The 13,708-nt window shown below is 50.2% G+C and carries 11 protein-coding genes; 7 read left to right on the top strand and 4 right to left on the bottom strand.

The window, feature by feature from the left end; all coding sequences use genetic code 11:
* Positions 1 to 396 carry a DUF2752 domain-containing protein gene (locus tag CGC65_RS01510; protein ID WP_002566386.1) on the bottom strand — a complete coding sequence of 132 codons (396 nt, stop codon included), beginning with the start codon at positions 394 to 396 and terminating at the stop codon, positions 1 to 3.
* The gene (locus CGC65_RS01515) at positions 389 to 733 is read right to left on the bottom strand and encodes a DUF4234 domain-containing protein (protein ID WP_002566385.1); all 345 of its coding nucleotides are present in this window, start codon (positions 731 to 733) and stop codon (positions 389 to 391) included. The genes CGC65_RS01510 and CGC65_RS01515 overlap by 8 nt, the downstream gene beginning before the upstream one ends.
* Positions 734 to 1,003: 270 nt before the next feature.
* Here CGC65_RS01515 and CGC65_RS01520 point away from each other — a divergent pair, with 270 nt between their 5' ends.
* From CGC65_RS01520 to CGC65_RS01550, 7 genes are all read left to right on the top strand, one after another.
* Positions 1,004 to 3,052, top strand: coding sequence for a DHH family phosphoesterase (locus tag CGC65_RS01520; protein ID WP_002566384.1), 2,049 nt, complete (start codon positions 1,004 to 1,006; stop codon positions 3,050 to 3,052).
* A 44-nt stretch (positions 3,053 to 3,096) separates the two neighbouring features.
* Positions 3,097 to 3,543: a 50S ribosomal protein L9 gene (rplI, locus tag CGC65_RS01525; RefSeq protein WP_002566383.1), complete on the top strand. Its 447-nt coding sequence runs from the start codon at positions 3,097 to 3,099 to the stop codon at positions 3,541 to 3,543.
* A gap of 71 nt (positions 3,544 to 3,614) precedes the next feature.
* Positions 3,615 to 4,973, top strand: coding sequence for a replicative DNA helicase (gene dnaB, locus CGC65_RS01530; RefSeq protein ID WP_002566382.1), 1,359 nt, complete (start codon positions 3,615 to 3,617; stop codon positions 4,971 to 4,973).
* 93 nt (positions 4,974 to 5,066) lie between these two features.
* Positions 5,067 to 5,735 (top strand): MerR family transcriptional regulator, encoded by a 669-nt coding sequence (locus CGC65_RS01535; protein WP_002566381.1) that lies wholly within the window; start codon positions 5,067 to 5,069, stop codon positions 5,733 to 5,735.
* A 228-nt stretch (positions 5,736 to 5,963) separates the two neighbouring features.
* On the top strand, positions 5,964 to 7,565 hold the full coding sequence (locus CGC65_RS01540; protein ID WP_002566380.1) for a C40 family peptidase: 1,602 nt from the start codon (positions 5,964 to 5,966) through the stop codon (positions 7,563 to 7,565).
* A gap of 43 nt (positions 7,566 to 7,608) precedes the next feature.
* Positions 7,609 to 8,304, top strand: a complete 696-nt coding sequence (locus CGC65_RS01545) for a response regulator transcription factor (protein ID WP_002566379.1) — start codon at positions 7,609 to 7,611, stop codon at positions 8,302 to 8,304.
* An 8-nt stretch (positions 8,305 to 8,312) separates the two neighbouring features.
* Positions 8,313 to 10,685, top strand: coding sequence for a sensor histidine kinase (locus CGC65_RS01550; protein ID WP_002566378.1), 2,373 nt, complete (start codon positions 8,313 to 8,315; stop codon positions 10,683 to 10,685).
* A gap of 183 nt (positions 10,686 to 10,868) precedes the next feature.
* On the opposite strand, the gene CGC65_RS01555 is transcribed toward CGC65_RS01550, so the two are convergent.
* On the bottom strand, positions 10,869 to 11,618 hold the full coding sequence (locus CGC65_RS01555) for a phosphotransferase family protein (protein ID WP_002566377.1): 750 nt from the start codon (positions 11,616 to 11,618) through the stop codon (positions 10,869 to 10,871).
* Positions 11,619 to 11,779: 161 nt separating this feature from the next.
* Entirely contained in the window at positions 11,780 to 13,708 is a 1,929-nt protein-coding gene (gene glgB, locus CGC65_RS01560) for a 1,4-alpha-glucan branching protein GlgB (RefSeq protein ID WP_002566376.1), read from the bottom strand.

The raw sequence follows: 13,708 nt of genomic DNA on the forward strand, positions 1-13,708 counted from the left end.
TCAAGGCCGCAGCCACCCAAACCCAGGCAGATTCCGCAGCACCCCAAACACAAGCAGCACCCCAATCATTACATAGAAAACACAGGCCTGAACCCGTGTAAGGCGTGTGCTTCCGGTCCTTACATACCGCACGGCCATCCAGACAGCCATGAACAGTCCCGGAGGCAGCAGAAGAAAGATGGCTGCATTTGCCTGAAAGGCAGATGCAAAATCCAGACGGAGAAGGGACAGGCACATCCGGCTTACGCCGCAGCCCGGACAGTACAGCCCGGTAACCGTATGAAACAGGCAGGGAATCAGGGGACGTCCCGCCAGAATACAGATAAATGCATAAAACAGGCCGGCTCCCAGGAGCCCGCCTGTTTTTATGCATAGTGTCTGAATACGTTTATGCATTAGGGAGATACTTGTTCAGCTCATTCTGAAGCAGGGCGTAAGCCACGATGCCCAGTCCGAACAGGCTGAGAAGCAGATAGACCACCGGTGCGCTTCCCCTTGGCTCTCCGTGCTGGTCATGGAGCATCTCAACGGCATTGCCCATCTGGTACATCCAGTACAGGGCATAAATCCCGCATGTAATCAGTGAGAACAGGAAAACCAGTCCTCCGCTTGTACCCTGCCTGCCGGAGAGCGCGTTGGTTTCGTCGTTCAGTACGATCATCCAATAGATGCCGTAAATTCCGCAGGTAACCAGGCTCAGCAGGATACATACTACGATGTTGCGCTGTTTCATACGTATATCCTCCTTGGTATGTTCATGCAATACAGCATAGATTCTATCATAGACATAACTGTTTATCAACAAAAAGCGTTACAATGTTCATCTTTTTGTCCTCTTTTTACTTCCTTTTACACAGATTATGTCCTGGGCTCAGGGGAAATTGCTGGCATAGTACTGGCACATTGCTGGCAAAAACTCATTTTTATGGACGAATGGGGCCGGATATGATATACTGACTAAGATAGGCGTATTCTGATTTTCGGATACGAATGGAGGCAGACTATGAGAGATAAAGGAAGGACGCGGGGGATTTTTAAGGTCTACCTGCAGTGGCCGCTCTTTTTGTCGGTCCTTTTAATCGTACTGACTGCTGTTGTGGCAGCGGTATCTGTTAAAGCCGGCATTATAGTATCGGTCTTTACCATTGTCTATATAGGGATTGCCCTGTGGCTGTATTTTTCAAGAAAAAGAGGCATACTGGCCGGGCTCATCGCGTTTTCGTCCGCTTATGACCAGAGCAGGCAGAACCTGCTGGAAGAGATGCTGATGCCCTATGCGGTGACAGACGGATCCGGACATCTGTTGTGGATGAACCGGGAGTTTACGGCAATCCTGGAAGAAGACAAGAATTCATATAAGAACATTACAGCCGTGTTTCCTGAGATTACAAAGGAAATGCTGGCTACCGGCGGGGAGGTTGTGAGTATTCACAGCAGCCTGGGAGACAGGAAGTTCCGGATTGACTTAAAACAGGTTATGGTTGACAGTCTTGACGCGGCAGTGACCGCAGGGGGGCTTGAAGGCCAGGGCTCATCTGTTACGGCCGTCTATCTGCTGGATGAGACCCAGACCCTTAAGTACATGCAGCAGATTAATGACCAGAAGCTGGTGGCGGGCCTGATTTACCTGGATAACTATGACGAGGCCCTGGAAAGCGTGGAGGAGGTCCGGCGCTCCCTTTTGACCGCCCTCATAGACCGTAAGATAAGCAAGTATATCTCCGGCATGAACGGTATTGTAAAAAAGATTGAGAAGGACAAATATTTCTTCGCCATCAAGCAGCAGTACATGGCCAGGATACAGGAAGAACGTTTTTCCATCCTGGAGGATGTAAAGACAGTGAACATAGGCAACGACATGGCAGTGACCTTAAGTATCGGTATCGGTATGAACGGTGACAGCTACAGCCAGAATTATGAATATGCCAGGACGTCCATTGACATGGCCCTGGGACGGGGCGGCGACCAGGCAGTGGTCAAGGATTCTGATAAGATTCAGTATTATGGCGGCAAGGCCCAGCAGATGGAGAAGACAACCAGGGTGAAGGCCAGGGTAAAGGCCCATGCCCTCAGGGAGCTGATGGAGAACAAGGACCGGCTCCTTATTATGGGACACCGTCTGGCAGACATTGATTCCTTTGGCGCGGCAGTGGGCATATACCGTATTGCCATGTCCATGAACAAGAAGGCCAATATCGTGGTCAACGAGGTGACTTCTTCGGTGCGTCCTATGATGGAGCGCTTTACGGGAAATGCTGAATATCCTGAGGATATGCTGCTCACGGGTCCGAAAGCGGCCGAGCTGGTGGACCAGGGGACCATGCTGGTTATCGTGGATGTGAACCGGCCCAGCATTACGGATGAACCGGCTCTTTTGGAGATGGTGAAGACGGTTGTGGTTTTAGACCATCACAGGACCAGCAGCGAAATCATAGATAACGCAGTGCTTTCCTATGTGGAGCCGTATGCCTCGTCTACCTGTGAGATGGTGGCGGAGGTATTGCAGTATATTGCAGACGGTATTAAAATCAAATCTGCTGAGGCGGATGCCATGTATGCCGGTATTGTCATCGACACCCAGAACTTTACCAATCAGACGGGTGTCAGGACATTTGAGGCAGCGGCATTTTTAAGAAGAAGCGGAGCTGATATCACCAGAGTGCGTAAGCTTTTCAGGGAGAACATGAAGGACTACCAGGCAAAGGCGGACGCGGTCAGGAAGGCGGAGGTGTTTATGGATGCCTTTGCCATCAGTGAGTGCTCGGCCGAAGGGCTGGAGAGTCCCACCATCATCGGTGCCCAGGCGGCCAACGAGCTTCTGGAAATCCGCGGCATGAAGGCTTCAGTGGTGCTTACGGATTATAACGGAACCATTTATTTCAGCGCCAGATCCATTGACGAGGTTAATGTCCAGGTCATGATGGAGAAGCTGGGAGGCGGCGGACACCGTACCATAGCAGGCGCCCAGATGCAGGGTGTAACCGTGGAAGAGGCAAAGGAACGGTTAAAAGACGTCATCCGCCAGATGATGGAGGAAGGCGAGGTATCCTGATAAGGGATGCATATAGACACAGAATCAGAAAGGAAGTATGAGACATGCAGGTAGTATTACTGGAAGATGTGAAGGCATTAGGAAAAAAAGGTCAGATTGTGAATGTAAATGACGGCTATGCCAGAAATTTTATTCTGCCCAAGAAGCTTGGGGTGGAAGCCAATTCCAAGAATCTGAATGATTTAAAGCTTAAGAAGGCCAATGACGACAGGATTGCGGCAGAGCAGCTGGCGGCAGCAAAGGAGCTGGGAGCAAAGCTGGATGATTCCTCCGTGACTCTGACCATCAAGGCGGGAGAGGGCGGAAGAGCCTTCGGCTCCGTGTCCTCCAAGGAAATCGCCAAGGCCATTGGGGACCAGCTGGGAATTGATATTGACAAGAAAAAGATTATGCTGAGCGATCCCATCAAGTCCATTGGCAGCTTCGAGGTGCCTGTTAAGCTCCATAAGGATGTGACTGCCAGACTGGCTGTCAAGGTAGTGGAAGCATAAAATCATAGCGCAGACACAGGACCCGCCTCAACAGGCGGGTCTCATAGATTCAGATACAGGAGACGAGTAATATGGAAGAAGCCCTGATTAAGCGGGTGCTTCCCCACAGTCTGGAGGCGGAACAGTCAGTCATCGGTTCCATGCTCATGGACAGGGAGGCAGTGATTGCCGCATCGGAGATTGTGACGGGAAGTGATTTTTACCAGCAGCAGTACGGAATCATGTTTGACGCCATGGTAGAGCTGTTCAATGAAGGCAAGCCCGTGGACCTGGTAACCCTCCAGGACCGTCTGAAGGAAAAGGATGTGCCTCCTGAGGTTAGCAGCCTGGATTTTGTACGGGATATCGTGACCATGGTGCCTACGTCTGCCAATGTAAGGTCCTATGCCACCATTGTCGGGGAGAAGGCAGTGCTGCGAAGGCTGATTAAAACCACGGAGGAGATTGCCAATACCTGTTACGCCGGAAAGGAGCCCCTGGAGAACATATTGGCAGACACGGAGAAATCCGTTTTTAACCTGCTGCAAAACCGCGGGGGACAGGATTTCGTGCCCATCAAGCAGGTGGCCATCAACGTGCTGGAGAAGATTGAGGATGCCTATAAGAACCAGGGAACGGTCACGGGTATACCTTCCGGTTTTATTGACCTGGATTATAAGCTTTCAGGTTTTCAGCCTTCGGATTTCATTCTGATAGCAGCCCGTCCTTCCATGGGTAAGACGGCCTTTGTCCTGAACGTGGTGGACTATGTGGCGGTGCGCAAGAGCCTGCCCTGTATGGTGTTCAGCCTGGAGATGTCCAAGGAGCAGCTGGTGAACCGTATGCTTTCCATGGAGTCCAATGTGGATTCCCAGAAGCTGCGTACCGGCTCCCTGACGGATTCTGACTGGGATGCGGTGGTGGAGGGTATCGGCGTCATAGGAAATTCCAAGCTGATAATTGATGACACCCCCGGTATATCCATATCAGAGCTGCGATCCAAGTGCAGGAAGATGAAGCTGGAGTATGGACTCAGCGTTGTAATTATCGACTACCTGCAGCTCATGAGCGGCAGCAAGAAGGGCGGAGGCGATAACCGCCAGCAGGAGATTTCCGATATCTCCCGTTCCCTGAAGGCTCTTGCCAGGGAACTTCATGCCCCTGTCATTGCCCTGTCACAGCTGTCCCGCGCCTGTGAGACCAGACAGGACCACAGGCCCATGCTCTCTGACCTTCGTGAGTCAGGGGCCATTGAGCAGGATGCGGACGTGGTTATGTTCCTGTACCGTGATGATTATTATAATAAGGATACGGAGCATCCCAACGAGGCAGAGGTAATCATAGCCAAACAGCGTAACGGCCCCATTGGAACCGTTACATTGATATGGAAACCGGAGTACACCAAGTTTGTGAATGCTGCCAGACCTCAGGGCGGCGGACAGGACGCATAAAAATTTTTCTAGGATGTCATAATATCCATTCTCAATGCATACACTAATAGTAAGGCAGGACATGCCTGTTAACTTGTGAAGGAGAGAATGGCTATGGATGAAGTACATTATCTGATATCGGATGCGTCCAAAAAGGTCGATGTGGAGGCCCATGTATTAAGGTACTGGGAAGAGGAGCTGGAACTTGATATTCCCCGTAACGAGATGGGGCACCGGTACTATACGGATTTACATATCCGCCTGTTCAAGCAGGTCAAGAACCTGAAGGAGAAGGGGTATCAGCTGAAGGCAATCAAGCATGCGCTGAACCAGGTCCTGAAAAAGGACGGTAAGGCCCAGGGAGAGCTGTCCGATGAAATCCTGGAGCGCGACATGAGCGCGGCGCTTAAGGAATTTAAAGAGGAAGACAGCGCAACGTCCCTCAGCACTGTGAAGGGCGATGGTGTGTCCGTGGTCGCCATGGAAGAGAAGATGGAACAGTTTCAGCAGATCATGAACCTGATTATTGGACGTGCCCTGGAAGTGAACAATGAAAAACTGAGCCAGGATATCAGCTGTCTGGTCAATGAGAAGATGGGCAAGGAACTGGAGTTTTTGTTCCAGGCTTCGGACCAGAAGGAGGAGGAACGGTTCCGCCAGCTGGACGAGACGCTCAGAAGCTACCAGAAGGGCGGACAGGCAGAGGCGGCAGCGGCCAAGGTTCCCTTTTTTAAGCGGCGCAGATTTGGGCGAAGCGGAAAAAAGCTCAGGGATGGAAAGTAATTGCAGATACAGCAGGAGACGGCACCTGCACCAGTGGATTAACACCATGGTGCAGGTGTCTTTTTCTGTTGTTTTTCCATTTTTTTATAAACAGGGAATGGTTATTTTATAGTACTTTCAATTTTCTTACGACCTTAATTTTTGTATCGCTATTCCTTAAGAAATGTGTTAGAATGAATTTGATTTGAGCTTTTTGACATAAGAAGAAGCAGGAAGGATAAGTTCTTCATGAATTCAAAATACAGAAAATATGTTACATATACGGCAGCCGTAGGCGTGCTGACCCTCAGCTCTGTCCTGGGCGGCTGCACCAAGAAATCCACATCAGAGGTGGGGGATGCCACGCCTTCAGAGGTCAATGTTATACAGGCTGTGCCTGAGACCATTGCCCAGCTGGGCCTGAACGGGCAGGTGCTGCCGGGACTGAACGATATTAACCTGCCGGACGCGGAGCCGGCACCTGAGTACCTGAGAATTGGGGTGCGCCATGAGATCATCAAGAGACTGCAGCAGCGTCTCATGGACCTGGGGTTCATGGACAATGATGAGCCCACGGATTATTTCGGAGAGATGACCCAGCAGGCAGTCAAGCATTTCCAGAGGCAGAATGAGCTGCCTACAGACGGTATTGTGGGCAATGTTACCTGGGATGCCATTATGTCTCCGGATGCCAAGTATTATGCGGTTTCCAAGGGAACTCAGGGTGATGATATTGAGCGCATCCAGCAGCGTCTTTATGAGCTGGGATACCTGGCAACCGCTGATTTGGTCACAGGCAACTTCGGTGATTCCACGGAGGCAGCCGTGTTAAAGCTCCAGGAGGTCAATGGACTGGAGCAGGATGGAAAGGTGGGACAGAGGACCATCAACCTGCTGTACAGCGATGAGATTAAACCTAATTTCCTTTCTTACGGTGAGAAGAGCGATGTGGTCCTGGCCTGCCAGGAGCGTCTTAAGGAATTGGGATATCTGACCACTACCCCGGACGGGGCTTACGGTGAGGACACGGTAGTGGCTGTGAAGCAGTTCCAGGCCAGAAACGACCAGGTGGTGGACGGCTATCTGGGACCATCCACCAGAATTGCTTTAAACAGCCCGGACGCCAGGGCCAATGGCCTGATGCTGGGTGAGCGCGGCGACGCGGTTACCAAGGTGCAGCAGCTTCTTAACAAACACGGTTATCTGGTTTCCGGCAACGTGACCGGATATTACGGTGAAGCCACGGAGAACGCTGTCAGGAACTTCCAGTCACGCAACGGACTGACCTCTGACGGTCTGGTAGGCGTTCAGACCATGGCCAAGCTGACCGGCGACAATGTAAGGCGTCCGGCGGCTAATTCCAGCGGTTCCGGCACCACCACAAGACCTAACAATTCAGGAAACAGCGGCAATACAGGAAATAACGGCGGTTCCGGCAATACGGGCAAGCCTTCCGGCAATACCACGCCGCCTGTGAGCATACCGGCAAGCGGAGGCGCATCCGCACTTATATCGGTTGCCTCATCCAAACTCGGGTCACCGTATGTATGGGGAGCAAAAGGACCGAACTCCTTTGACTGTTCCGGTTTCATATACTGGTGTCTCAACCAGGTGGGCGTAAACCAGAGCTACCTGACTTCTTCGGGCTGGAGGAATGTGGGCCGTTACACGAAGATTACAAACTTTAATGACATCCAGGCCGGTGATATCGTGGTGGTAAGGGGCCATGTAGGTATCGCGGCAGGAGGAGGCACGGTGATTGACGCTTCTTCCAGTAACGGACGGGTGGTGCACAGAAGCCTGAGCCAGTGGTGGGCCAACAACTTTATCTGTGCATGGAGGATTTTCTAACAAACATAAAGGTACTGGAATATGAAAAGGAGGGCGTTTGGTGATGCAGACCATACTGGTATGTGATGATGACAAGCAGATTGTGGAGGCCATTGATATCTATTTGACAGGAGAAGGGTTTAAGGTAATCAAAGCTTATGACGGCTATGAGGCGCTGGAGTATCTGGATAAAAATGAAGTGGATTTATTGATTGTGGATGTGATGATGCCGGGACTGGACGGCATCCGCACCACCCTGAAGGTCAGGGAGAACAGCAGTATACCCATCATCATCCTCTCCGCCAAGTCCGAGGATGCAGATAAGATTCTGGGACTTAACATTGGGGCAGACGATTACATTACAAAGCCCTTTAATCCTCTGGAGCTGGTGGCCAGGGTCAAGTCCCAGATGCGCCGTTATACCCAGTTGGGAAACCTAAACCAGCAGGCGGACGGACAGATTTATAAGTGCGGCGGCCTTCAGATTAATGATGACAACAAAGAGGTGACCGTGGATGGCGATGCCATCAAGCTGACGCCCATCGAGTACAATATTCTGCTGCTGCTGGTGAAGAATGCGGGAAAAGTATTTTCCATTGATGAGATTTATGAGCAGATATGGAATGAGGAGGCCATTGGCGCGGATAATACAGTGGCCGTGCACATCCGCCATATCCGTGAAAAGATAGAGATTAACCCAAGGGAGCCAAAGTACCTGAAGGTGGTATGGGGCGTAGGCTATAAGATAGAAAAGCAGTAGGTGGTTGCATGACAGATGAAAAGAGGAAGTTCAGACGGAGGAAACTGTTCCTGACCCTGTTCCATATTATTTTTGTGTCTATGTCCGTATTCGGGATCAGTGCCATGTACCTTAATTCCAATTACGGAAAAGGTGTAAAGTGGATATATGAGGATGCATACGAGGATTCTCCTCAGTTTGACAAACAGCTGACAGAGGATATCGACCGCATATTTACCTATGTGGGTTATAAGGATATGTTTGAGACTGACGGAAAGCTGGATATGCACAAGGTCATTGTAAGGGTCAGCAATGGACCGGGGGAGCAGGGGACGGAGTGGACTCTGGACCGGATTGTGCGCTACATCAAGACCAGGGGATATTATCTGGATGAGAATTTCCAATTGGCCGGGTCGCCTATTTCCATGGACGATGACGAGGAAGAGATAACCGTGGATTTCCAGAGCTATAATCCGGATTTTGTGGATGCGGATGCAGGAGATGCTCCAAGGATGACCATGGAGGATCTGGCCCTTGATATACTGGTCCATCTGAGTGAATATTACACCATATATTATAATTACATAGAGAACGACACCAACCTGAATTTCCGTATCCAGTACACAAGCAACAAGGGGGTTACAAAGGTATCCACCAATGTGCCGGATAAGACCATGGAGGACATAATAGGCACCGGGAAATACCTCTTTGTGCCGGGAAATACCATCCGTATGGAGACCAACATGGCCACGGTTCCTGCCAATGCGGCCACGCTTCTGGAGATATGGAATCCCTATAAAAACGATAAGAATTACATGGTCCTGTCCGTGGACACCAGCTACCCAAATACGGATGCGTATTCCATAGAGGCAAAGGCATATAAGGAAGCCAGAAACGAGTTTATTCTGGGCATGGGAAGCGTTATCCTGGGAGGCCTTGGATGTGTGGTTACACTGGCCATGCTGATGCTTATGTCAGGCCACACCACGGACGGAAGCACGGAAATACGCCTGTTCCCTATTGACGAGATTCACACGGAACTATGCCTGATTCTCTGGGCGGCGGCCACAGCGGTGTTTATCTACATAGGAAGGTATGTGGGTATCCGGCTGTTCAGCCTGTTTGCTCCCAATGAACAATGGAATTACTGGAATAAGATGATTAAACTGGTCATTGTGTACGGGAGCGTTGTATTGTGCGGCTTTGATTTGCTGCGCAGGTATAAGGCCAGGACCTTGTGGAGCAACAGCCTCGCAAAAAGGGCTTTGGAAGCTTCAAAGGACTATGTGGGTAGAGTCAGCTATGCAGTGGGCACCGGGTTCTGCTACCTGTTGTTTTTAGGATTTAACGCAGGTATGCTGTGGGGACTGATTTTCCTCTTTTTCTATAAGGAGAACAGGATAAGCTACCAGATTATGTTCTATGTATTCGTGGTGCTGTACCTGGGACTGGATGGATGGATATACCATCAGCTGTTTAAAAAATCAGTGCAGAGGGATGTGCTGGACATGGCTGTCAGCACTATCTCCCAGGGGGATACCAGCTATCAGATTGATACCTCCCGCCTGTCAGGCAAGGAGCGGGACATGGCAGAGCATCTCAATAATATCAGCAGCGGTCTGGATTCAGCTATTCAGGAGCAGGTTAAGAGCGAGCGGCTGAAGGCAAGCCTGATAACAAATGTATCCCATGACATCAAGACTCCTCTTACGTCCATTATCAATTATGTGGACCTTCTGAAACGGGAGAAAATACAGGATCCCAAGATTGCCGCATACCTGGAAGTGCTGGACCAGAAGTCTCAGCGCCTTAAGACTCTGACAGAGGACCTGGTGGAGGCATCCAAGGCCAGTTCAGGCAATATGAAGTTAGATATATCGGATATTGACCTGGTAGAGCTGGTACAGCAGACCAACGGTGAGTTTGAGGAGCGGTTTGCCATGCGCAGGCTGGAGCTGGTTTCCAACATACCGGATGAGGTGCTTATCATTCAGGCTGACGGACGCCGCCTGTGGCGTGTCCTGGAAAATCTCTATACCAATGCAGTGAAGTATGCAATGGAGCACAGCCGGGTCTATGTGGATGTGCTGGACGAGGACGGCAAGGCCATATTTACAATCAAGAATGTTTCCGAATCATCACTGAATATCAGTCCGGATGAGCTGACCGAGCGCTTTGTCAGGGGAGATGTGTCCAGGGCCACGGAGGGAAGCGGTCTGGGATTATCCATATCCAAGGATTTGACCCAGCTTCAGGGCGGTGAGTTCCAGGTGGTTATAGACGGGGATCTGTTTAAGGCTGTTGTGTCATTCCCGGTAAAGAGAGTTGAGTTTAAGGCGGACAAAACGTCTGGGGAACCCGGAGACATATCTCAGGATTTTGGCTTCGAGGAAGAAATATAATTTTAGGAAAAAAATGGAATTTGATAGAAGGATTATGATAAATATTTCACGAACAAATTGTAAAATATTTGAAAATATTGTGGAATAAATCTTGTTTATTGGTCATTATAACCATGAAGATTTTGGAAAAAAGGCGCCGGAAGATATCTTCCGGCGCCTCCTTTTTCCATGTGCAGGCGGATTTTACTGATAATCAAATACGTTAATCCAGCTTTCCAGCAGTTCCTTTTCATCAGGACGTTTGTAAGCCAGCTGGGCAGCTGCCACGATGGGGAGCCAGCCCTGTACATAACGCTTTTCTGTGCCCGTTTTATCACAGAACAGATCCATGTACATATCAGCTATCTTCTTATCCTTCAGGCTCAGAAGCAGATAGGTTCTGGCTACATCGGCACTTGCGTTGCCCTGGGAAGCATGTACCCAGTCAACCAGATACCATTTGCCGTCGTCGCCTACGATGATATTAGATGGGCAGAAATCTCCGTGGCACAGTTTGGTGTGCTTTGGCATGCCGTCCAGCCTTGTAAGCAGCTCATAGCGCAGGTTTTCATCCAGCTGTTCCTCGGATTTAAGGGCGCGGATGGTCTTTTCCTTCAGCTTGTTTAACAGTGGGCAGGCCTGGGCAAAAATCAACAGGTGTAAATCAACCATCTGCTCCAGATACTCCCCTGTCTTGTCGGGATTTTCTTCCATCAGCTGCTGAAGGGTCTTGCCCTCCACAAATTCCCTGGTAATAGACCATTTGCCATCAATTACAGATACCCCCAGAACCTTAGGAACATTCAGGACTTCAATGGTTTCCACACGTGCGTTGCACAGGGCTTCATTCAGGACCTCGGCTTTTGGGAAGCCTTCGCAGAATTCCTTGATGGCAGTGCTTCCGTCACGGTAAACGGATTTTGTTTCGCTACTGGAAATTAATTGTTTTGCCATAACTATACTCTCCTTCCACACATTATAAACGGTGCTGCGACAGGTAATCCATCGCACTGCCTTTATTCTACTACAACATGACTGAAAAGTACATACCCAATTTGATAAATTTTTAACGTACTTTTAGGCATTAAAAAGTACATATTTCTTAATAACATTTCTTAAAAACGGAAGATTGCAGTTCCGTATCCAGGAAGAGGATAGGAGAAGGAATAGGGCTGTCCGTCGCATTCGCTTTTAGAGGATGAGAAACAGGGAGCTTCTGCTGCCTTATAAGCTCCGTGGTTATCCAGGAGCAGGGTGTACCTGCCGCGCTTTGGGACACCTACACGGTAATCGGGTCTCTCCACCGGAGTAAAGTTTATAATGAACATCAGGTTTTTCTTACCTGTCTCATCCCGGCGGATGAAGCTGAAGATACTTCTGTCGCCGTCATTGGCATTAATCCACTGGAAACCATTCCAGTCATTGTCCTGGCGGTAAAGGGAAGGATACTTTTTGTACAGATGGAGCAGGTCCTTTACATAGTTCTGAAGCTCCCTGTGGTCATCCTCGTCTGTGAGGTACCAGTCCAGGGAAACCTTTTCATCCCATTCATGGAGCTGGCCGAAATCCTGTCCCATGAACAGGAGCTTCTTGCCGGGATGGCCCATCATGAAGGTGTAACCGGCCTTCAGATTGGAGAACTTGTCCCTGCCCAGGCCGGGCATCTTGTTAATCATGGAGCATTTCAGGTGAACCACCTCATCGTGGGAAAGGACCAGGATATAGTTCTCACTTGTAAAGTAGGTAAGTCCGAAGGTCATGCGGTGATGGTTATATTTGCGGAAATAGGGGTCTAACTTCATGTACTCCAGGAAGTCATGCATCCATCCCATGTTCCACTTGAAGGTAAAGCCCAGCCCGTCCTGTTCGGGATGCTCCGTCACCTTTGGCCACGCGGTGGATTCCTCGGCAATGACAAGAGCACCGTGGTTGCGCCCCTGGACTACTGTGTTCAGGTGCTTAAAGAACTCGATGGCTTCCAGGTTCTGGTTGCCTCCGTCTTTGTTGGGGACCCACTGGCCTTCCTGGCGTCCGTAGTCCAGGTACAGCATGGATGCCACCGCGTCCACCCTGAGGCCGTCCACGTGGTACTGTTCCACCCAGTAGAGCGCATTGCTGATGAGGAAGTCCTTGACCTCATTTTTACCGTAATCAAATACCTTGGTGCCCCAGTCCGGATGTTCGCCCTTCCTGGGGTCCGCATATTCAAAAAGGGGTTCTCCGTCAAAGTCAGCCAGGCCATGGGCATCCTTGGGAAAGTGGGCCGGAACCCAGTCCAGTATGACGCCTATGCCGTTTTTATGCAGGTAGTTTACGAAATACATGAACTGTTCCGGTGTGCCATAGCGGGAGGTGGGGGCAAAGTATCCCGTCACCTGATATCCCCAGGAACCGTCAAATGGATGTTCTGCAATGCCCATCAGCTCCACATGGGTATAGCCCATCTCTTTTACATAAGCTGCCAGCTCATGGGCTGCCTCTGTGTATGTATAAAAGCCGTCCTTTTCAGGCCTGTCCCGTTTACGCCAGGAACCCAGATGCACTTCGTAAATGCTCATGGGCAGCTTCTGTACATCTGCCTGGGTCCTCTTTTCGATCCAAGAGCTGTCAGTCCAGGAAAAGCCCTGGATATCGGCTGTGACAGAGGCTGTACCCGGACGGTATTCCGCGCTGAAGGCAAAGGGATCTGCCTTGTAGAGAATCTTGCCGGACTGGGTGGTAATGGCGAATTTATAGAGCTCTCCCAGCTTCATGCCCGGATTGAAAATCTCCCAGATACCGGATTCGGAGATACGTTCCATGGGGCTGGCCTCCGGATTCCAGTTGTTAAAATCGCCTACCAGATGGACCTCTTTTGCGTGGGGGGCCCAGACGGCGAAGTAGATACCTTCCTTTCCCTTGTATGTCTTGGGATGTGCCCCTAATTTCTGGTAAATATCATAATGTGTGCCTGCCCCGAACAGATAGCAGTCCAGATCAGATATGAAACCTGTGGCAGAAGCCTTTTTCTTTGAAGATGCTGCAGTGCGTTTTTTAGCTACCAT

Source organism: Enterocloster bolteae (genome assembly GCF_002234575.2).
Classification (GTDB): domain Bacteria; phylum Bacillota; class Clostridia; order Lachnospirales; family Lachnospiraceae; genus Enterocloster; species Enterocloster bolteae.